Raw genomic sequence first — 20,778 nt, 5'->3', positions numbered from 1 at the left:
CGCCCACGTCCTGCACTGTACTGAGGTGCGCGAGCCCTCGGGAAATGCAGGTCGCTGCCAACTCTCAATAATAACAATTTTCTGATAATTCTGTCTGTCATGATCCTTTTTGTCACTTCATGTAAATCCATTTAAAAACTGATGATACGTTATACTTCGTAGATAATTTTATTTAATATATAATATTATATCAACTCATGAGGGATACTATAGTCGCCGGGGAAAGCTTGGGCCGTCCCCTTTTCCAGTGTCGGGCAACAAAATGTCACAATGATATAAAATTCGCTCTTATCCATTTGATGACTTGTCTGAAGGGGCAGAGGTCATGCTATGCGTTCGTTTCGACGAATGAATGCTTTCAGCGACCACATTGCATGCTTTGCAAGTTGCTACGCACATAAGAGCGATAAAATTTTATCAATATTATTACGCAGGCAGATCAATAGGTTGGGGGCTAAATGGGCGAGGGCAAATTCTAGCTTATACCCTCTCTCAAGAATATCTTCTTCGCCTCCTCCAGTATCTGACATCCTGTGTCGAACGCAAGATCCCTGTTGGGTGAGTTGAAGTACAGACGCAGCCTGTTGCCGTCCTTACTGCTCTCCACAAGAAGAACCTTGATCTCCATCTCCTTCAGAACGTGTGGCTGGCTCCTTGCAATCTCAAGAACTATCGACTTTGCTCGGTCTATCTTCGATGCATCCTGTATCAGGAAATCTACCGTCCATACCGACACCGGATCCCGCATGGACCAGTTCACTATGACCTCTGTGGAGATCACGCTGTTCGGAACCACAATCCTCCTTTTATCCCAGGTGCATATGACTGTGTGTCTCAGGGTGATATCCTCCACGTACCCATAGTCGTTGCGGAAGGTGACGTAATCGCCGACGCGTATCGGCTGGAAGACCGCTATGAACAGTCCCGATATCAGGTTTGAAAGAGCATCCTTTGCTGCGAAGCCTATCGCCAAGCCTGCCAGGCCGGCGCCGGCGAGCAACGCGACTGCTATCCTGTAAAGCTGCGGGATCTGGAGTATGACCAGAGCAATGCCGGCCAGGTAGATCGCCGCAACCACGATCCTTCTTATTATTATATGAAATGTCCTGGTCCGCTCCTCCTCGACATGCTCCGCTCTGAGTATGTTGTTCTTCAACATCCTGTCAGCAAAGCTCAAAAAGTACCTCTGAAGCATTTGATCCGCGATCTTTGCGGCGATCTGTGTTCCGATAAGAATTATAATTATTATTACAAGGTTTGTGATGAGAGCTATGGGATCTATCCTGCTCACGGCGCTGTAGAGCACTGTGAGGGAACTGTTGCTGCTCTGCGCTGCTATTGTTTCTATAGTGTCATTGACGACAGCAGCTGGGTAAACAGTGACATTCTCGAGCGTGTAGGTGACCATCGCTTCCAGATGCGAGAAGCATGAGATAAAAGTTATGCCATGGAGTTATAGGGAACCATGAGATGAAATATCAAGAGTTCACAGCAAGGCCGTCCGCTCACTGGCTGAGCCCCTTCAGCTGGGAATGGACAACGGCGCCAGGTGCGCGCTGATACCGATCGAGAACAAAATGCACTTCCTGGAGGTGTCTGCAGATATCGCCGAGCGGGTCGACCCAATCTTCTACGGCGATCCCGTGATCGCAGCAAGGAAGGCGATCGGGCTGAAATGATAGTGTACGTCTGCACTGCCAGCAGCATTTGACCTGGCTGGGTTTACTGCTGATCGCCGAATTGTGACCGTTCAGCTGTTCCAATAAGCTGTTCGGGCCAGCTCATTAGAGACTGCCAGTCATTCCATTCGGTCAATGGATGCGGTTCTCTGCATGCGCAACACCCTGAACCACCACAAGCCTATTATCCGGTGAGATCTCCTGCTATTAGTATGGATGTTCAGCGTTTTATCGACAACGCAATAGATGAGATAAGGCGTGAGGTGAAGGGCAGGGCGATAATAGCCCTCTCAGGCGGTGTCGACAGCTCTGTCTGTGCAGTTCTCGCTCACAGGGCTCTTGGGGAGAATCTGATACCGGTCTATGTCGACAGCGGTCTCATGAGGCGTTTCGAGTCGGAGCGGATCGTGGAGCTCTTCAGCCATCTCAATCTCATAAAAGTGGATGCATCAGAGAGATTTCTGAACGCGTTGAGGGGAGTGACAGATCCGGAGCAGAAGAGGAAGATCATAGGCGAGACGTTCATCAGGGTTTTCGAGGAGGTTGCATCCGAGGTCGGCGCAGAGTATCTGATCCAGGGCACGATCTATCCTGACAGGATCGAGTCCGAGGGCGGGATAAAGTCGCATCACAATGTGGGCGGGCTGCCTCTACACATCGAGTTCAAGGGCATAATCGAGCCGATGCGCGATCTCTATAAAGACGAGGTCAGGGAGGTCGCAAGGGCGCTTGGCTTGCCGATGGAGATAAGCGAGAGGATGCCGTATCCAGGGCCAGGTCTCGCGGTCAGAATCGTTGGTGAGATAACAAAGGAGAAGCTGGAGGTCGTGCGAACCGCAAACGCGATAGTCGAGGAGGAGATCTCTTCATTCAAACCGTGGCAGGCGTTCGCGGCTGTTATCGGAAAGGCCACAGGCGTCAAGGGTGATAACAGGATCTACGGCTGGGTCGTCGCAGTGAGGGCAGTGACGTCGAGAGATGCCATGACGGCTGATGTCCTCGAGCTCCCCTGGGATGCGCTCAGAAGGATATCCTCAAGGATAACAGGCGAGATACCCGGGGTATCCAGGGTGGTGTACGACATCACCCCGAAACCGCCAGGCACAATAGAGTTCGAGTGATACTCGCCGATCTGCTGCATCGTCTGAGAAGAATCCGGTAAACACAGGGTGCTCCGGCCAGAGCGCATAAAGCAAAGGCCGCAAAGAGGCTGAGCCCCATCATGCAGCACCCCTTCTACGAGACGTACTCCAGGAGCACGATCCTCTGCTGAGAAAGATCCTCTCTGGATACGTGAAGAAGCTTCTCAGGCCCGAGAACCTTCCGCCCTCTCGCTGCCTTCAGGAACTTGTCCACAGGGTCGAGATCGAACGCCAGAGCCGGCGTCCTGTAATGCATGGGGATCACGAGCTTCGGCCTGAGCTTGTCTATGACTGCAAGAGCACCGCGCGCGTCTATCGTGAATGTCCCCCCAACAGGGATGAGAAGAATGTCCACATCGCCTATCGCCCTCGCCTCGCTGTCACTGAGCACATGCCCCAGGTCGCCCAGGTGACACACCCTGATGTCATCCATGGTGAAGCAGAAGACCGTGTTCATGCCCCGCAATTTACCTCCTGCATCATCATGATATGTAGCAACGCCCTTTACCTCGATGCCAGCTGCTTTATAAATCCCAGGATGCTTTATCACAATCGGCGATCCCATCACCGCCTCCACGTTGTTGTGATCGAAATGATCGTGGCTCACTAGAACGACATCCGCTCTGATCGGCGGGAGCGTGTAGCCGACGCTCTCATCGGGGGGATCGGTCACGACGGTCCTTCCTATGGAATCGGTTATCTGAAAGCAGGAATGCCCGAACCATTTTATATCCATGCTCCATCACCCTCTGTACTGTCTATTCCGCGCACATCAGGCACGGTATCTCAACCTGCCATCTCAGCTCTTACAAAAAAATGTTTTGCAGTTCTGCCGGCAGCTCACATGCCGGTTGCGGCTGCCAGCGCCATGCTGCTCTCGCGCGAGCCGTTGCCCTCAACGAGCACAACGCTGCTGCTGTTGGTCCAGAGGTACAGGAACCTTATCGATGGGCCCCGGAGATCCCTAACCATGTCTCTTATCTCGAGGGCATCATGGCCGTTTATGGTGGCATTTGCGAACCTGTCGATACCTTTAATGGGCGGGTATTTGAACTCCTCCCTGCTCCTGTAGTTCTCATATGCTGCCCTTGCATATGCGTCGTCCTTCAGAGAGAGTATCGTGATCTTGGCATCGTAGTCCACGCCCATCTCTCCCCAGATGTATTTACCGATGGATACATCACTCACACTGCCGATGTCCCTCGCGCCGTAAAAGTCGTTTATCTCCTCGGATATGTTCACTCCTGTGGTGTTCGCATCGATCACGCCCAGCAGCCTGAATCCCGCGGGAAGATTCTCGGTGGGCACACTAACAGCATGCACCAGCCCTGATGCAATTAACAGAATTGAGATGACCGTTACGGATCTGGATATCATGGTCATAGCCATGGGTTATGGAGAGATAAAGGTTGCTATCTGCTCAAGGGACGTGTCCGAATAAGGATCAAATGTTTCTGACATGAAGAAGCAGTAAGGTCAAATTTCTGGATTCTGCTCTTATCTGGACAGGTCCTGCTCAAGCAGAGGATGATCTGCCGGGACAGTAGATGCCCCATCATGTAAGCATCATCCAGATCTTCATGCTTCATGTGATACCTCCGGCTCCTGCTGTCCTTCACATTCAAGCCCAAGCTGAGGTGCGAGGGAGGCTGGACGATCCATGCGCCGCATTTTGGGCCGCATGTGTGCAGAAAATATATATTTGAATTTCACCGATATAAAAGTGGAAAAGAATCTGATGGATACCATAAAAAGAAGGATGTTTCGGACGATGAAAGATTGTGTGGTACCTGATACAAGCGTCGTCATCGACGGCAGAATTTCGGCCAGGGTCAAGTCCGGCGCGCTCGCCGGCAGGAGAATCGTGATACCGGAGGCGGTTGTCGCTGAGCTCGAGGCTCAGGCAAACCACGGGCGCGAGATCGGGATAAAGGGGCTCGAGGAGCTGAGACGCCTCTCAGAGCTCGCAAAGGCCGGGAAGATAGAGCTTGAGTATGTGGGTGTGAGGCCTGATCTGGATCAGATCAAGCTCGCTGGTGGCGGCGAGATCGATGCCATGATCAGGGATGTCGCCCTGGAGCTGGGCGCGTCGTTTCTTACAAGCGATACGATTCAGTACAAGGTAGCTCAGGCCATGGGGCTGGATGTGGAGTACATAAGACCGGAGAGGGATGAGATAAAGAAGCTCAGCATAGAGAAGTTCTTCACAGAGGATACGCTCTCCGTTCACCTCAAGGAGGATGCGATCCCGATGGCCAAGCGCGGCGGGGTGGGCGCGTTCAAGCTTGTGAAGCTCGACGACAAGCCCATCAGAGAGAAGGACCTGCGCGAGATGGCCAGGGAGATCATCGAGCGCGCAAAGCTCGATCCTGAGGGTTACATAGAGATAGAGAAGAACGGGGCCACGGTTGTTCAGCTCGGACCCATGCGCATCGCAATAACCAGACCACCCTTTTCAGATGGTCTTGAGATAACAGCGGTCAGGCCTGTCGCAAAGGTCGATCTGGACTCGTACAAACACGCTGACGAGCTCAAGGCGAGGCTGAGCGAGGGCCAGAGGGGCATACTTATCGCAGGTCCTCCCGGCTCAGGCAAGTCAACGCTTGCAGCAGGCATAGCCGAGTACCTGCTGAAGTGCAACTACGTCGTCAAGACCATGGAGTCTCCCAGGGACCTCCAGGTGCCTCCTGAGGTGACGCAGTACGGCCCGCTCGAGGGATCGATGGAGGCCTCGTCGGAGATACTGCTCCTGGTCAGGCCCGATTACACGATCTACGACGAGGTCAGGAAGACCCAGGACTTCGTGGTCTTTGCGGACATGCGGCTCGCCGGGGTTGGAATGATAGGGGTGGTGCATGCCAACAAGCCGATAGATGCGCTCCAGAGGCTCCTCGGCAGGGTGGAGCTGGGCATGATCCCCCAGGTCGTGGATACCGTGGTCTTCATAGAGCGCGGCGAGGTCACCAAGCTTCTCGATGTGGAGTTTGTCGTCAAGGTGCCTACCGGCATGGTCGAGGCAGATCTCGCCAGACCTGTCGTTGTCGTGAGGGACTTCGAGACCGGGGCTGTGGAGTACGAGATGTACAGCTATGGCGACCAGATCGTGGTGATGCCTGTAACAAAGCCCGGAAAGAAGCCGGTATGGCGTCTCGCCTCCAAGGAGATCGAGAAGGAGCTAGCGCATCATGTCAGAGGCCCTTTTGAGGTCGAGATGATCTCCGACAGCAGCATGGTCGTCACGGTCCCTGAGTCCCAGATCCCCAGGGTCATCGGAAAGTCGGGGCGGAACATAGAGCAGATAGAGAGAGCACTTGGAATGCACATAGACATACGCGGACGCAGAGAGGAGCCGGATGTCATAACCCCCAGGGTGGAGGAGAGCGACAGGCATCTCATACTCTGGGTGGGGGCCGGCGCTGGAGCGAGTGCTGAGGTCTTCGTGGGAAGCGAGCCGGTGTTCACAGCTACGATCGGCAGGCGTGGGGACATAAGAATCGCAAAATCATCAGAGATCGCACGACTGATGCTGAACAGGCTCAAGAGAGGGGAGAGGGTCGAGGTCAGGCTGGTAGAGGGGTAGCCTGTGGACAGATGCACGCATGGATATACCGGCTTTTCTTCAGGCTCCTGAACAATCTCATCGTTGTGCCCGCCTTCAGGATCGGTCTGGGGCGCATCGTCTCAAATCCTGTGACAGGCCGGGTCATGGTGCTCATACTGAAGGGCAGAAGGACTGGAAGGACGCGGTACACGCCTGTGGGCTACGCCATCATGAACGGGAGAATCTACTGCTACCGTGGTGAGAGGTCGCAGGGCGCCTGGTACCTCAACCTCCTGGCAGAGCCCCATCTTGAGATCATGCTTCCGGACGGGAGGATCAGAGGTCACGCTGAGGAGGTCAGCGATGACGATGATAGATTCACAGCGCTGCGCCAGATACTGAAGAACGGTGGACTGAGCGGACTCATCTACGGCTTCAACCCGTGGACCGTTGAGGAGGGCGTGCTCAGGGAGAGGATGAGAGGGGTGACGGTCATCCGCATAACTCCAGAAATCTCATCGAGCTCGCAACAGGCGCTGAGATCCTCAGGAGTGGTTTCTGCAGAGCGACCTCATGAGAATTCCTAAATAAATGCTTTTTTGATATAAAACAGCATCTATACAACTGCTTAGCGAAATGGGAAGATCATAAAAGGGGTTAATAGGATTACCGCTCTTATGTATTCAGCAACTTGGAGGCCATGCAGGCCGGTTGCTGAATGCACTCATTCGCTCGCCACGAGCGCACAGCGTGACTGGTGCCTCTTCGGGCAAGTTATCAGATGGATAAAAGCGTAGGATTACTCCCATGTGTGCGTGTAAAACGATCCGGTTTTTCTCAGCCCCCTCTCGTCTGCGAGCTGCCTGACGAGCTCCTTCGTCCTGCTTCCGTACCATCCGAGCTTCACGTATCTCGGGTAGACCGGCAGCCTTTCCACGAGCACGATCCCCCTCAGCTCATCGATCTCAGGCCATCTCCTTTCCGGATTGATCCAGTCAGGGGTCACGGGGCTGATCCCACCGAGATCATCTGCTCCGGCCCTCAGGAGGGGAACCGGATCAACCAGGTTTGGGGGCACCTGAATTGATATCTCCGGCGGCAAAATCCTCCTGGCGATGTGCACCAGCTCCTCAAGATCCTCCACTGGGGGAGGCTGCATGCCCTCTGACTCCGTCCCGGGCTTGGGATCCAGCGGCTGGATTATGACCTCCTGTATGTGGCCATGCTCCCGGTGGAGCTCTGCGATTGCCTCAAGCGATCTCATCCTGTCCTCGGAACTCTCGCCTATTCCCACGAGTATGCCGGTGGTGAACGGTATCCTGAGCTCGCCTGCATCGGATATGGTCCTGACACGAACCTCCGGTCTCTTCCCCGGCGATCTCTCATGGATTTTAAGATGCGCTGTGCTCTCAAGCATCAGGCCCATGGATGCGTTGTAGGGCGCCAGAAGCTCCAGCTCCTCGCGGGTGAGTATGCCTGCATTCGTATGAGGAAGAAGATCCCTCTCCAGGGCGAGCTCGCAGAGTTCGATGAGATACTCCAGGAGTTCCAGCCGGTTGCCGCGCACCTCCCAGGGCCTGTCTCCCATCGTGAAGAGCGCCTCTGAGCAGCCCGCCCTCTGCGCTCTGTCCATCAACCTCAGGGCATCGCTTCTCGATATCACCCTGGCGCGATCCGGATCCCGTCTGAAAGAGCAGTAACCACATGCGTTCCTGCAGAGGTCGGTGACCGGTATGAAGACATTTCTCGAGAAGGTCGCCCTCAGCGCCTCAGCTCGACGAGCTTCAGCGTGTATCCCCTCGCGCACTCCTCCGGTGCCTCTCCAACGACCTCCACTATTGTGCATCTGTCGCCCCTCTTGAGCCCGGCGGGGTGGCATATGTCGTACATCCTGCAATCGGTCACATCACAATCGATCGGCTCGTAGATTATCTTCGATCCTGCAAACGATTTGCGTGCATCCATGGCCGCGATCGTGGGGCTCTCTGTAACCTCAACAGCGCGCACACCCTCCTCATGCAGCGGGCAGTCATGGACCAGCTCCCCCTTTATTCCCAGTATCCTGTACCTCCTTCCGGGCTCGAGGTTCATGCATGTGTTTCTGAGCTTGCAGCTCTCGCACTCCGGCGTGGGTCCGTTGAATATGAACTCCATGCCGATCGTTGCGAGCTTTGTTCCTATCAGGGTGATCTGAGTTGTCGGCTCAGCCATATTTTAACCTCCTGAATAATATTCATATTATCATATCACCTTCGTTGTCTCTGCAGCCGCCCTTGCTGCATCTGATGTCAGCCCACTGCCGAGTATCGTGTACCTCTCGGGCCTGATCGTGTGCGCCTGGGTCAGGGCCTCAACCACCACATCCTCCGGTATCTTCAGCTCCTGCGCTGATGTTGGCGCGCCAAGGACCTGGAGCGTCTCCCGGATCATCCTCCAGTCCCCGCCGTGCAGGTACATCATTATGATAGTCCCAATGCCACAGAGCTCGCCGTGGAGTCCGCGTCCTGGGGCGATTCTGTTCAGGGCGTGCGCAAACATGTGCTCCGAGCCGCTTGCAGGTCTTGATGATCCAGCTATGCTCATCGCAACACCGCTGGATATCAGCGCCTGGACCACAATCTTCGCAGAGGGCTCATGTCCTGGCTTGATGCCCGGAGCCATATCGACGACCATGCTCGCGGTCATGCTCGAGAGTGCAGCTGCATACTCGCTGTAGTCCTCACACCTGAGCCTCTTCGCGAGCTTCCAGTCGAGGATCGCCGTGTAGTTCGATATTATATCCCCACATCCAGCTGACATCAGCCTCGGAGGGGCTCTGGATATTATCCCCGTGTCGGCTACGATCGCAAGAGGCGCGCGTGTGGGAATCGACTTCGTCTCGCCGTCCATGTTGAGCGATGCCATCGCTGAGGCGATCCCATCGTGAGACGCAGCCGTTGGTACGCTGAGATACGGTATGTCGAGATGGAATGCGGCGAGCTTTGCTATGTCTATCGATCTGCCGCCGCCCGCGCCTATCAGGAAATCCGCCTTAAAGTCCAGGGCGGATGACTTCACCCGATCGACCTCTGCTGGCCTGGAGTCCCTTGTTATCACAACCTCTGCCTCAAAGCCGCGCTCTGTCAGACATGCTGCGAGATTGTCTCCAGCCACTGATCGGGTCTGTGGACCTGTTATGACAAGCGCCCTGCCGGAGAGGCGGAGATCCAGGCAGACATCTCCGATATCCGCCAGAGCTCCAGCGCCTGCAACGACTCTTCTGGGCAGCTCCATCCAGCTCGCACTTCTGCTTCTCATTCTCCGCATCCACTCGCAGTTCTCTTCAGATTTTGATCTCGGTTCTGAGATCCTGAAGTATCTTATCCCTGATCCTGTTGACCTCGAGGCTGGTCCTCTTCCTCGGCCTGGGCAGATCTATGCCTATGATCTCCTTCACCCTGCCCGGCCTCGCGGAGAAGACGATGATCCTGTCACCGAGGTATATCGCCTCGTCGACGCTGTGCGTGACGAATATGATCGTCTTTCTCTCCTGCTCCCATATCCTGAGGAGCTCTGACTGCATCACATTTCTGGTCTGCGCATCCAGCGCTCCGAACGGCTCGTCCATGAGCAGTGCCTTGGGATTGTTGACAAGAGCCCTCGCAATCGCGACCCTCTGCTTCATGCCTCCGGAGAGCTCATGTGGGTACCTGCTCTCAAACCGTTCCAGCCCGACCATCTTCAGGTACTCTCTTGCGAGCCGGTAGCGCTCCTCCTTGGGAACCCCCCGGATCTCGGGGCCGAATGCAACATTGTCCAGAACTGTGCGCCACGGAAATAGCGAGTACTCCTGGAAGACCATGCCCCTCTCAGGCCCAGGACCTCTTATGGGGGCTCCATCGAGCAGCACACTTCCAGACGATGGGAACTCGAGACCTGCGATTATCCTGAGCAGGGTTGTCTTGCCGCATCCAGAGGGGCCTATGAAGCATACGAACTCGCCCTCATCCACAGACATGCTTATGTCTCGAAGTACTTCCATGGTCTTTCCATCGACATCGAAGACCTTTGATACCGATCTGACCTCCAGCAGGGACATTCGCTCAGGTGTTCCTCCAGCATACCGTATAGAGCTTTCCGTAGGGTGCACAGCTGGGATGCAGATGTTGAACAGGAACTGTATTGAATCCAGCTACAGACCGGGTTCCTCAGCATGATTCCGGCGCATGATACAGCACACTAGACCGCAGCTGATCCATCACCCATAAAACAACCGCAAAAAAAAAGATGGGTCATCCCCTGCGACGCTCACAGCTTGTCCTGGCGATGCCATCCGTCAGATCGTCAGCGGCAAAAGAGGATGGGGCGTCCCCTGTGACACTCACAGAGGGTGAGCCCATCACCTGTCGATGGTCTCCAACGTCACAACTCTGTATGAGTATCGTATCTTCATCTCCTCTCTCGGTGCCACCTTGAGGTTCCACTTGAGGAGAGTGGCAGTCATCTCTGATGGCTCCGGAGAGATATCGGTCACCTTCGCCTCCATCGGTATGACGTCCTTAACCTCGAGATCCATCTCTTTATCGGTGTTGGATTTTATCTCGAGCTGGTACGTCCAGTTCTCCGTGGTCACCTTTGCGGTGCCGTTTCCAGAGGAGACCACATTTTCAGTGATGTTGTAGTCCATGAGCTTCTTCGAGAGCTTGAGATCAGCAGATGGCCCCAGGCTCAGTGACACGTTGGCCCCTTTCGCGGTGTACGGCATGCTGAGGGTGGTCACATACTCCCCATCCCTGAACACCTGCGCGTTCCCATCTGGCCATGGATGATCGGCTGTGTTGTTCGCCCTTATCTCCTCCCTCGCAGGCCCGTCCGGATTGTAATATGCATCCCACGTGTAGACCCGCCAGGCAGGGGCCAGATCCTCGAAGAGAGGCAGCCCAATAGATTTCCCGGCGACAAGATCCGTCCTGTTCTCCAGAACGAATACGAAGAGCGTCTCGAGCTCGCCTGCTGGAGCACCTGCTGCGATATCATACAAGGAGAACTCCACGGGGAGCTCCTCAGCTTTGGCGGCTGTCGGGGCCGGGGCCCTCATCAGAATCGGGGTCTTCCTCTCCGGCATGGCCACGAGCCTGATCTGGACGTTCTTCAGGTCCTCCCTGAGATCGACGTTTATGAGGGCGTTTGCGGTCAGGAGCATCGAATCGTTGAGGAGGTGTATGTAGTAGTTTGGTGCCCAGTGTCCCCCATCTCTGACCAGGTAGCTCAACAGGAAGCTCTGCCTTGCAGTTGATGAGACGTTCATGGTGTACACAGGCATCTTATCGTAGACTATGCGCTCCAGCGAGGAGTTTGTGACAAGGAAGAGAACAGAGCTCGTATCAGCATTCTCCGGAAGGTCCACAACAAATTTGTGTACGCCCTCCGTCAGATCCATGCTGCCCGTCCTCTTTACGAACACAAGCCCGTCCTGATAGATCGTCACAGAGTCGACCGGCAGGCTTATCGCGGTTGTGGCCACGACCTCCTTCGCGCTATCCCCTGCGGTTGCGCAGGACGAGACTGTGAGAAGGAGCATGGCGAGAATTGTCCATGATCTCATATCGAATCCCCCATGGTACTGAGAATCTCCATCCAGATATAGACTTCCCCCAAAAGCACCGGCACTCTGAACAGGCGGAGGGGCGATTGCTGCCCACATCCACTCAGATGCCGCGACGGAATGCTTATATCCATTAGCATTGCTCTCCAAGATTCTTGCTAGATGGTGTTCACATGTTTCTGGATTTCATGAGCGAGGTCGAGGGGATACTGAAAGAGGGTCTCGATCGCTGCGGCCTGAGCATATCACTGGAGAACAGCCTTGATCTGAGCCCGCATGCAGATCTCTCCACGACGGTTGCGTTCAGGCTCTCGCCTGCGCTGAAGAAGAGCCCGAAGGATATTGCGGCAGAGATATACAGCGCCATGGGCTCCCCGTCCCGCTGGGTTGACCGCGCAGAGCTTGTGGGACCCTACATAAACTTCCACATGAGCCGCAGCTTCCTGGATCATGTTGTTGTGAGGGCCCAGGGCGAGGATGCCTGGAGGGGCAGGATGTCGGGCTCGGTCATCGTCGAGCACACATCCGCAAACCCCGATGGTCCGCTTCATGTCGGTCACATAAGAAACTCCGTGATAGGGGATACCATCGTCCGGATACTCCGCCGTGCCGGATACAGCGTCGAGGCACAGTACTACGTGAACGATATGGGAAGGCAGACCGCAATGGTGGTCTGGGGATGCGATCACCTCGCTCTTGATGGATCCAAGCCTGACCATGCGATAGCGCGTGTCTACATAGCAGCTCACAGGATCATGAACGAACGGCCCGAGCTCTCAGCAGAAGTGGACGAGCTCATGAGGCGCTACGAGTCCAGGGATCCTGAGACTGTGGAGAAGTTCCAGCGCGCCGCGAAGTATGCCATCTCAGGCATCGAGAGCACGCTACACAGGATGAACATCCATCACGACTCCTACAAGTGGGAGTCGGAGTTCGTATGGGATGGCTCTGTCGATAAGATTCTGGAGATGCTGGAGAGGACCGGAAGGACCGTGCTGAAGGATGGTGCTCTGCAGCTGGATCTGAGCGAGGAGGGCTTCGAGAAGAGCCTGGTTCTGAGAAGGGCGGACGGAACAACCCTCTACACAACAAGGGACCTCGCGTACCATAAATGGAAGGCGGAGAACTACGAGCGCGTCGTAGAGGTGCTTGGAGCAGACCACAAGCTGGTATCAGCTCAGCTCCGCACCGCGCTGCGGATTCTCGGTATAAAGGAGCCTGAGGTTGTCATATTCGAGTTTGTCTCTCTTCCGGATGGATCGATGTCAACACGCCGCGGGAAGTTCATCTCTGCTGATGAGCTGCTCGATGAGGTCGAGAAGCAGGCTTATCAGGAGGTCACGAAGAGAAGGCCAGAGATGGATGACGATTTCAGGAAGGAAGTGGCCGGAAAGGTGGCAGTTGGCGCTGTGAGATACGATATTGTGAGGGTATCCGCAGACAAGGCGACGATGTTCGACTGGAAGGCAGCTCTCGACTTCGAGAAGCTCTCCGCCCCGTTCATACAGTACTCGCATGCGAGGGCGTGCAGCATTCTAAAGAAAGCAGGCGACCTCGATGAGTTCGATCCCGGGCTTCTGAGAGATGATTACGAGATCGCCCTGATAAAGAAGATCGCAGAGTTCGATCTGGTCATAGACAGGGCTGCCAGGGAGCTCAAGCCGCATCAGCTCGCGACCTACGCGAGGGAGCTGGCGGAGAGGTTCAACCTCTTCTACCGGTACGATCCGGTGCTGGATGCAAAACCCAATGAGCTCCGGAACGCGCGGCTCGCGCTGGTGAGGGCAGCCAGGAACGCTCTGAGCGCAACCCTCGACACTCTCGGAATAGAGGCGCCTGAGAGCATGTGATACGGGATCCAGGATAGCGGAGAATCTTCAGGATCTCCTTTGCCGGTCGCATGCCAAGCACCGCGCACTCATGCGCTTCTAGGATCTGAGATCCCATGCGTTCCGGTGACAGTGCCCCCCCATCGTGTGCCTGATATGCGGGAGTCCGGGGAGGCAGGGCAACAGATTCATATTATTTTAATATTATAATTATCTGCCCGCGTTCTGATCCAGTCGGCCACTCGAAACATAATTTTAAAATACTTGGCGTGTTTATACTTTTTCAAGGCAATGAAGGGGATGAACTGATGAGGTTCTTTGTATCCAAGACCCATTCCGGGTGCAGATGTTTGACGAGGCTTGGCGTCCTGATCGTGCTTGTGGCATCTGTCCTGGCAGCCTGCGCGCATGCGCATCCGCTCTATTTTCCCTTGAGTGAGCACACCATGACCACAAAGGTGAGCCCGAGCGGCGTGCCGCAGTCGAGGACATACACGTTCACTCAGGATGATGTGGAGGCGGTGTGCTGGCTCAAGGTGTGGAGGGACCAGCGGGCGCATACTGTGGAGTGGAGATGGTATTCGCCTAACATGCGTGTGTACAGGAGAAGCTTCGGGGTGATACCCGCCATAGATGGACCTGCCGGCATGTGGAGCTCCTGCATATGGAGCGGCCTGCGGATAAAGGGAGAGGATGTGGCGGACCTCCCCGGGACGTGGAAGGTGGACGTGATCGTGGACTTCAGGAAGGTCCTGACAGAATACTTCACGATCGGAGGGAACCAGGCTCCCTGCTGTTAGACGGCAAGATCTAATTACCATAGGAGATCTTCCCTCAAAGCATGGAGTACACGTTCAAGAGAGGCTACACCGCCGACATGGACAGAATAGAGGGGATACTGAAGGAGATCTTCTCATCTGGAATCACCAGAGACGGCGAGAGGATCACGCTCAGCTATGGCGCCATGAAGAGCTGCCAGATCTGGATAGAGAATAAAAAGCTGAATGTGCTCACAGAGTCACTCCCCGGCGCCCCTGACGATATGATCATGGACACAAACCGCAGGTTCAGAAAGTTCCTCGAGAGGGCAACAGGATACACAACCAAGCAGCGTGTGCAGATGGCGAAGAGAGAGGCACAGGGGGAGTGAAAACAGACCCTTAGGCCGCCTGCATAGCTCCGGCCCGGCTTCTCCCCTTTGGACAGGCCGTGACAGAATGCGATGAACAATGTCGTTTTCCAGAAGGCGTCATTACTCACACATAATCGGTGTGCTGCAGCTCGATATGGCTGACGCTCTTATGTATTCAGCAACTTGAAGGACATGCAGGCCGGTTGCTGAATGCACTCATTCGCTCGCCAGGCCTTCGACTTCGTCGAAACTCTTCGACGCAGTCGAAGATAAGTCGAAACGGGCGAATAGCTTGACTGTTGCCTCTTCGGGCCAAGTTATCAGATGGATAAGAGCGATGGCTGAAACACCGCATGCGACAGCAGATATGTTGTCAGAATCAGGCTGCTATCTCTATAAGGGGTGTTTCTGCGGTCTGAGGGCAGGCTGGCTTTAATGCGGTTTTGGTTTCGTCCAAACCAGCACGTGAGATAAAACCCCCACGTCTTATTCATATAATATGCATAGCAGCACTGGTCCTGCTATGCATTCCTGGTGAATGAGTAAGTGCGTTCCATTGGTCATCGGTTAAGGATTTTATGTAAATATATTGATCATGAAATTTGACAAATTGAGATCTCCCCATAGTGGAGAGTTTGATTCAAATCGACCGCCTGTGGACTTGAGTCCTGATAGCAGTACTGAGGCGAGATGAGACTACTAAGTCCAATTCTACACATGTCGATCTTAACCGATGACGCATGAAGTGCGTTCAGCAACCACATTGCTCGACCCATAAGTTGCCAAACACATGAGAGCGAAATCCCCTGTAATGCCACCAGCCACCGAGACCCAAAAGCACTATTTGACGATCAGAAGCACATTTTCCTCAACGGACAGGTCCTGCCCACAAACAGCAAGCTATAAATACTGCCAGCATATCCTAGGCTCTGAGCGGGTAACCGTTCTGTTTTGTGATCCACACTGAACCCCCACTCTCCTACCCGCTCATACATCCCCTAACCTGGAGGAACAGAGTTCGTTGCTCCTTATCCGCTGCCAGACAGATCGCATCTTTTTGATCTGTTTAGATTGCAGAAGCTCCGCCACGCTGAATACCCATGATGCTCCTCAACCCCAATCCTCGCGCGTCCGTGAGTAGGATGCGATCTCCGGTGATGGCGCACACTGAACATGCTCAATATCGTGAGCGTACTTGAGGTACTGCTCAAGTGAAGCCGCCTGGCACAGTCGTTCATCCAGAAATCTACCAAGAGGTCGAGTTACCTCAACATATCGAGCATGTTCACCACACTGAAACCGCTCTGCGTTTTGTTCATAAAATTTATGAAATATTCTCAAATAGCTATAAAGCCCCTCCAGGCGCAGCTGATTGATGGATTTTGAGTCGCGAGAGGTTGTCATGTCTGTCAGGAGACAGAAGCTTTACAGCAAGGAGATCTCTGCCTGCTCCATCTTCGGGGCGATGAGCAGAGCTGGGGAGAGGTTCACCGGCGAGCGCGTTATCCAGGCGATGGCCGGCATGCATCACCGCGGCAACGGGCTTGGAGGGGGATTCGCAGCCTATGGCATATACCCGGAGTTCAGGGACTACTATGCATTCCATCTCATGTTCACAGGAGACTCCAGAGCTCAGAGGGAGGCGAAGAGAAGAGCTGAGGAGTTCCTCTTCCGGAGCTTTGATGTGGTGCATGATGAGGAGATTCCACACAGTGATGTCTGTGTAAGAGACCCGCCCCTTCTCTGGCGGTACTTTCTCTCGCCATCGAAGCACGGTGAGGATGTTCATCTCTCAGACGATGAGTATGTGGTGAGAAAGGTGATTCATGTCAATTCAGCAATCGATAACGCATACATCTTCTCATCGGGAAAGAACATGGGCTGCTTCAAGGGCGTTGGATATCCGGAGGAGATAGGGCGGTACTTCATGCTGGAGAGGCTCTACAGAGGGTATCTGTGGACTGCGCACGGGAGATTCCCGACTAACAGCCAGGCCTGGTGGGGAGGTGCGCATCCATTCGGGCTGCTCGATACAACTGTGGTCCACAACGGCGAGATCTCGTCGTACGGGACAAACCGGTGGTACCTGGAGATGCGCGGCTACAAGTGCACGCTCCACACCGACACAGAGGTCCTGGCATACGCCGCCGATCTTCTCATGAGACGACATGATCTCCCACTGGAGCTCGTGGCGAAGATCCTAGCTCCGCCGGTATGGGATTCCATAGACAGGATGGATGCAGCGGAGAGGAGATTGCTCACCGCTCTCAGAAGGGTCTATGCCCCGCTTCTCATGAACGGCCCGTTTGCGGTGATCGTGGCCCAGAGCGGAAGGATGATCGGCCTCACAGACAGGATAAGGCTCCGCCCGCTCACTGTGGCCACGAGGGGTGATATGTTCTACATCTCCTCAGAGGAGGCGTCTGTGAGGCGAATATCGCCAACCCTCGACTCTGTCTGGTCACCCAGAGGCGGGGAGCCGGTCGTCTGCGAGCTCGAGGGGATGTTTGAGAGGGGGCTGGAGCATGAGATCGCTGTTACTGCCTGAGTTCACCATCTCCAGAAGCGAAGAGTGTGATGTATGCAGGGCATGCGAGCACCAGTGCCCGTTCGGGGCGCACACATACGACGCATCAAATGATAAAATGCTATCAGACAGCCGCAGATGCGTTGGCTGCCAGAGGTGTGCTGTATTCTGCCCGAAGGGCGCGATAGAGATACGCCCAGCTCCCTCATTCTACAGACCGAATGCCTCATGGTCGCGCGAGAGGATCGAGGATATCAAGAGGCAGGCAGAGACCGGCGGGGTCATTCTGACAGGCTGCGGTAGCGATAAGCCGTTCAGGATCTACTGGGACCACATGCTTCTCAACGCCTCCCAGGTCACAAACCCCTCCATAGATCCTCTGAGGGAGCCGATGGAGCTCCGGACATTTCTGGGATCGAAGCCGGAGAGGATCTTGTTGAGTAGCGATACCGATACGGGCACAGATCCTTTCCTGATGCTGGAGACTCCGGTACTCTTCTCTGCGATGTCCTACGGTGCCATAAGCTACAATGCGTTTCAGGCGCTTGCGATCGCTGCATCCAGATCGGGCACCTTCTTCAACACTGGCGAGGGGGGAATGCCATCTGAAATGAGATCTAAGTTTAAAAAACACGCGATTGTACAGGTGGCATCGGGGCGGTTTGGAATAGATGCGGAGTACCTGAACTGTGCTGCTGCTGTTGAGATAAAGATAGGTCAGGGTGCGAAGCCTGGCATAGGCGGGCATCTCCCTGGCGAGAAGGTATCCCAGCATGTTGCTGCCACAAGGATGATCCCTGAGGGGACGGACGCGATATCGCCCGCGCCCCATCACGACATATACTCAATAGAGGATCTGGAGATGCTGATATCAGCAATAAAGGAGGTAACGAATTACGAGAAGCCGGTCATAGTAAAGGTGGCCGCGGTTCACAACATCAGCGCCATAGCATCCGGCATCGTGCGAGCAGGCGCGGATATTCTGGCGATCGATGGCGTGCGCGGCGGCACAGGAGCTGCGCCCAAGGTGATAAGGGACAACGTCGGGATACCCATAGAGCTCGCCATATCATCTGTGGATCGCCGGCTCAGGGATGAGGGAATTAGGGAGCGGTGCTCGATAATAGCCGGTGGTGGTATAAGATGCAGCGCTGATGTGGTGAAGGCGATCGCGCTTGGCGCTGATGCTGTCTACATCGGCACAGCTGCGCTCATCGCGATGGGATGCACGCTCTGCCAGAGATGCTACACAGGAAGATGCAGCTGGGGCATATGCACCCAGGATCCAGGACTGGTGAGGAGACTGAATGTCGAAGAGGCTGCGCAGAGGCTCGTAAACCTTCTCTCAGCATGGTCTCATGAGATCAAGGAGATGCTCGGCGGGATGGGGATCAACGCCATAGAGAGCCTTAGAGGAAACAGGGATCAGCTGAGGGGAATAGGACTGTACGAGTGGGAGCTTGATGTGCTTGGGATAAAAGGTGCAGGAGAGTGACCCGCACATGGATGAATTACAGATGGAGATCCCATGCATCCGCATGTTCAATGAAAGGATGATCGAGATAGACGCTTCGCATATGGAGACCAGGGAACTGAACAACCTTCTCAGGGAGATTATGCTCTCCGGATACGAGAAAGTTGTACTCAGAAACGTGTGCGGCCAGAGGTACATCGGCACACGGCTCTACTCACCACAGCGGCAGGTCATGACCATCGAGATATACGGCACTCCAGGAAACGACCTCGGGGCATTTCTCTTCGGTCACAGGATAGTGGTCCACGGCAACGCACAGGATGGTGTCGGGAACACGATGGAATCTGGAGAGATAGTGATCAACGGGCGGGCAGGCGATGTCACAGGAATGTCAATGCGCGGTGGCAGGATATTTGTAAAGGGTGATGTCGGCTACAGGGCAGCCCTTCACATGAAGGAGCATGATCAGAAGAGGCCTGTGATCGTCGTGGGCGGAACATCCCAGGACTTCCTCGGAGAGTACATGGCTGGCGGCGTCGTCATACTTCTGGGGCTATACGGAGCACATACTGCCAGCTTCATCGGGAGCGGAATGCATGGTGGTGCGATATACATAAGGGGAGAGATCGGAGAGGAGCAGGTCGACAGTCATGTTCTCATCTCCAGGCCAGACGATGCTGATACGGAGATCCTTGGCAGACACATCTCAGGGTTCATCGAGCGCTTCCCGGATCTCTCGCTCGATTTGGATCATATTCTTGAGTCCGAATGGACAAAGCTATCACCCAGATCGAGCCGGCCCTACGGGAAGCTTTATGCGTCAACTGCTCCGGACTGACGACAGGAATGGTTGATGGCCCGGTTCGCATGCGGTGGATTGCTGTTATGTGATCTCAGCGCTTACAGATTCACACAAAACTTTAAATCTGTCTGCTCAGAGCCTGAGTTGGTGGTTTTATGAACAGACACGAGGCAGAGCACCTTCTTGAGCACTGGATTGAGCACAACGAGAGCCACAGCAGGAGCTTCAGGGACCGAGCAAAACAGATAAATGAGATAAGCCCAGAGGCCGCTAAGGCGATCGAGGAGGCAGCATCTCTCATGGACAGATGCACTGAGTGCCTCAAGAGGGCCATGGAGGCCCTGTAAAATGGTGGTTTGAATGGAGCTTGCTTACTACTACGATATGGCTGGAAATGCTGTTATGAAAAAGGTTCTGGATCAGGACTTCTTCAAGAGGCTCGGTCCGATAGTTCGCGAGGCCAAGTCTGTGGGGTTCGACAAGGAAGGGTTCCTGCTTTACATCAAGGCTAGGGATGATCTGGTGGAGGGGGCCAGAAAGCTGCTAGCGGACACTCCTGCCACGCTGCTCGAGGGCGACGAGGCAGAGTCGGTGATAAATGCCTTCAGGGAGGAGCAGGAGTCGGCAGAGGCAGGGATGGGCACGCTATTCGGATGAAGCCAATCCCCCTGTTTTTTTGTATTCAGCATCGGTTTGATGATAGCGCTCAACCTGTGAAATCCCATTCGCTCTTATGTATTCAGCAACTTGAAGGACATGCAGGCCGGATGAATGCATTCGTTAGCTAGCTAGGACTTCGACTACGTCGAAGATAAGTCGAAACGAGCGCATAGCAGGATCGGAACATGCTCAATACGTCGAGCTAAACGCTCTTATGTGCGTAGCAACTTGCAGAGCATGCAATGTGGTCGATGAAAGCATTCATTCGTCGAAACGAACGCATAGCATGACCCCTGCTCCTTCGGGCAAGTCATCAAATGGATAAGAGCGGAGCTAAATTGCCATCTCGACGGATCTCTGGATGAACGACTCTGCCATAGCAGCTTCATTTGATCAGTAACTCAAGCA

Annotated in this window: 20 protein-coding genes; 12 read left to right on the top strand and 8 right to left on the bottom strand. The window is 54.6% G+C overall.

Going from position 1 to position 20,778, the window contains the following annotated elements; genetic code table 11:
- Positions 1 to 475 precede the first annotated feature (475 nt).
- On the bottom strand, positions 476 to 1,408 hold the full coding sequence (locus QHG98_07185; protein ID MDH7597500.1) for a mechanosensitive ion channel: 933 nt from the start codon (positions 1,406 to 1,408) through the stop codon (positions 476 to 478).
- Positions 1,409 to 1,532: 124 nt separating this feature from the next.
- Between QHG98_07185 and QHG98_07180 the strand changes: the two genes are divergently transcribed.
- Both QHG98_07180 and guaA read left to right on the top strand, forming a co-directional pair.
- A complete protein-coding gene (locus QHG98_07180; protein ID MDH7597499.1) occupies positions 1,533 to 1,679 on the top strand; it encodes a hypothetical protein in 147 nt (48 codons plus the stop codon).
- A gap of 212 nt (positions 1,680 to 1,891) precedes the next feature.
- On the top strand, positions 1,892 to 2,800 hold the full coding sequence (gene guaA, locus QHG98_07175; protein MDH7597498.1) for a glutamine-hydrolyzing GMP synthase: 909 nt from the start codon (positions 1,892 to 1,894) through the stop codon (positions 2,798 to 2,800).
- A gap of 115 nt (positions 2,801 to 2,915) precedes the next feature.
- Here guaA and QHG98_07170 read toward each other — a convergent pair whose 3' ends face one another.
- Positions 2,916 to 3,557 (bottom strand): MBL fold metallo-hydrolase, encoded by a 642-nt coding sequence (locus tag QHG98_07170; GenBank protein ID MDH7597497.1) that lies wholly within the window; start codon positions 3,555 to 3,557, stop codon positions 2,916 to 2,918.
- A gap of 104 nt (positions 3,558 to 3,661) precedes the next feature.
- The gene (locus QHG98_07165) at positions 3,662 to 4,198 is read right to left on the bottom strand and encodes a hypothetical protein (GenBank protein MDH7597496.1); all 537 of its coding nucleotides are present in this window, start codon (positions 4,196 to 4,198) and stop codon (positions 3,662 to 3,664) included.
- A 406-nt stretch (positions 4,199 to 4,604) separates the two neighbouring features.
- Here QHG98_07165 and QHG98_07160 point away from each other — a divergent pair, with 406 nt between their 5' ends.
- Together QHG98_07160 and QHG98_07155 are read left to right on the top strand one after the other, a co-directional pair.
- Complete coding sequence (locus tag QHG98_07160; protein ID MDH7597495.1) at positions 4,605 to 6,401, top strand: PINc/VapC family ATPase; 1,797 nt, start codon at positions 4,605 to 4,607, stop codon at positions 6,399 to 6,401.
- Between the two features lie 11 nt (positions 6,402 to 6,412).
- Positions 6,413 to 6,949, top strand: a complete 537-nt coding sequence (locus tag QHG98_07155; GenBank protein MDH7597494.1) for a nitroreductase/quinone reductase family protein — start codon at positions 6,413 to 6,415, stop codon at positions 6,947 to 6,949.
- Positions 6,950 to 7,161: 212 nt separating this feature from the next.
- Here the strand turns inward: QHG98_07155 and cofG are convergent, their stop codons facing one another.
- The 5 genes from cofG to QHG98_07130 all read right to left on the bottom strand — a co-directional run bounded on the left by cofG (position 7,162) and on the right by QHG98_07130 (position 11,946).
- Positions 7,162 to 8,169, bottom strand: a complete 1,008-nt coding sequence (cofG, locus tag QHG98_07150) for a 7,8-didemethyl-8-hydroxy-5-deazariboflavin synthase subunit CofG (protein ID MDH7597493.1) — start codon at positions 8,167 to 8,169, stop codon at positions 7,162 to 7,164.
- Positions 8,124 to 8,573, bottom strand: a complete 450-nt coding sequence (locus QHG98_07145) for a UPF0179 family protein (GenBank protein MDH7597492.1) — start codon at positions 8,571 to 8,573, stop codon at positions 8,124 to 8,126. The genes cofG and QHG98_07145 overlap by 46 nt, the downstream gene beginning before the upstream one ends.
- 30 nt (positions 8,574 to 8,603) lie before the next feature.
- The gene (locus tag QHG98_07140; GenBank protein ID MDH7597491.1) at positions 8,604 to 9,668 is read right to left on the bottom strand and encodes an NAD(P)-dependent glycerol-1-phosphate dehydrogenase; all 1,065 of its coding nucleotides are present in this window, start codon (positions 9,666 to 9,668) and stop codon (positions 8,604 to 8,606) included.
- A gap of 16 nt (positions 9,669 to 9,684) precedes the next feature.
- Positions 9,685 to 10,440, bottom strand: coding sequence for an ABC transporter ATP-binding protein (locus QHG98_07135; protein MDH7597490.1), 756 nt, complete (start codon positions 10,438 to 10,440; stop codon positions 9,685 to 9,687).
- A 300-nt stretch (positions 10,441 to 10,740) separates the two neighbouring features.
- Entirely contained in the window at positions 10,741 to 11,946 is a 1,206-nt protein-coding gene (locus QHG98_07130; GenBank protein MDH7597489.1) for a DUF4139 domain-containing protein, read from the bottom strand.
- Positions 11,947 to 12,101: 155 nt separating this feature from the next.
- Here QHG98_07130 and argS point away from each other — a divergent pair, with 155 nt between their 5' ends.
- The 8 genes from argS (at position 12,102) to QHG98_07090 (ending at position 20,367) form a co-directional block, all read left to right on the top strand.
- Positions 12,102 to 13,796 (top strand): arginine--tRNA ligase, encoded by a 1,695-nt coding sequence (gene argS, locus QHG98_07125; protein ID MDH7597488.1) that lies wholly within the window; start codon positions 12,102 to 12,104, stop codon positions 13,794 to 13,796.
- Between the two features lie 287 nt (positions 13,797 to 14,083).
- Positions 14,084 to 14,575 (top strand): hypothetical protein, encoded by a 492-nt coding sequence (locus QHG98_07120; protein MDH7597487.1) that lies wholly within the window; start codon positions 14,084 to 14,086, stop codon positions 14,573 to 14,575.
- Positions 14,576 to 14,616: 41 nt separating this feature from the next.
- Positions 14,617 to 14,925 (top strand): DUF5611 family protein, encoded by a 309-nt coding sequence (locus QHG98_07115; GenBank protein ID MDH7597486.1) that lies wholly within the window; start codon positions 14,617 to 14,619, stop codon positions 14,923 to 14,925.
- Positions 14,926 to 16,282: 1,357 nt separating this feature from the next.
- Entirely contained in the window at positions 16,283 to 17,455 is a 1,173-nt protein-coding gene (locus tag QHG98_07110; GenBank protein ID MDH7597485.1) for a glutamine amidotransferase family protein, read from the top strand.
- Positions 17,433 to 18,929: a glutamate synthase-related protein gene (locus tag QHG98_07105; GenBank protein MDH7597484.1), complete on the top strand. Its 1,497-nt coding sequence runs from the start codon at positions 17,433 to 17,435 to the stop codon at positions 18,927 to 18,929. Before QHG98_07110 ends, QHG98_07105 begins: the two co-directional genes overlap by 23 nt.
- Positions 18,930 to 18,972: 43 nt before the next feature.
- On the top strand, positions 18,973 to 19,746 hold the full coding sequence (locus tag QHG98_07100) for a hypothetical protein (GenBank protein ID MDH7597483.1): 774 nt from the start codon (positions 18,973 to 18,975) through the stop codon (positions 19,744 to 19,746).
- 119 nt (positions 19,747 to 19,865) lie between these two features.
- The gene (locus QHG98_07095; GenBank protein ID MDH7597482.1) at positions 19,866 to 20,057 is read left to right on the top strand and encodes a hypothetical protein; all 192 of its coding nucleotides are present in this window, start codon (positions 19,866 to 19,868) and stop codon (positions 20,055 to 20,057) included.
- 13 nt (positions 20,058 to 20,070) lie between these two features.
- On the top strand, positions 20,071 to 20,367 hold the full coding sequence (locus QHG98_07090) for a hypothetical protein (GenBank protein ID MDH7597481.1): 297 nt from the start codon (positions 20,071 to 20,073) through the stop codon (positions 20,365 to 20,367).
- The last annotated feature ends 411 nt before the right edge of the window (positions 20,368 to 20,778 follow it).

The sequence above is a fragment of the Methanothrix sp. genome (genome assembly GCA_029907715.1).
Lineage (GTDB): Archaea > Halobacteriota > Methanosarcinia > Methanotrichales > Methanotrichaceae > Methanothrix_B.
This window is presented reverse-complemented; position numbering and strand designations above follow the sequence as displayed.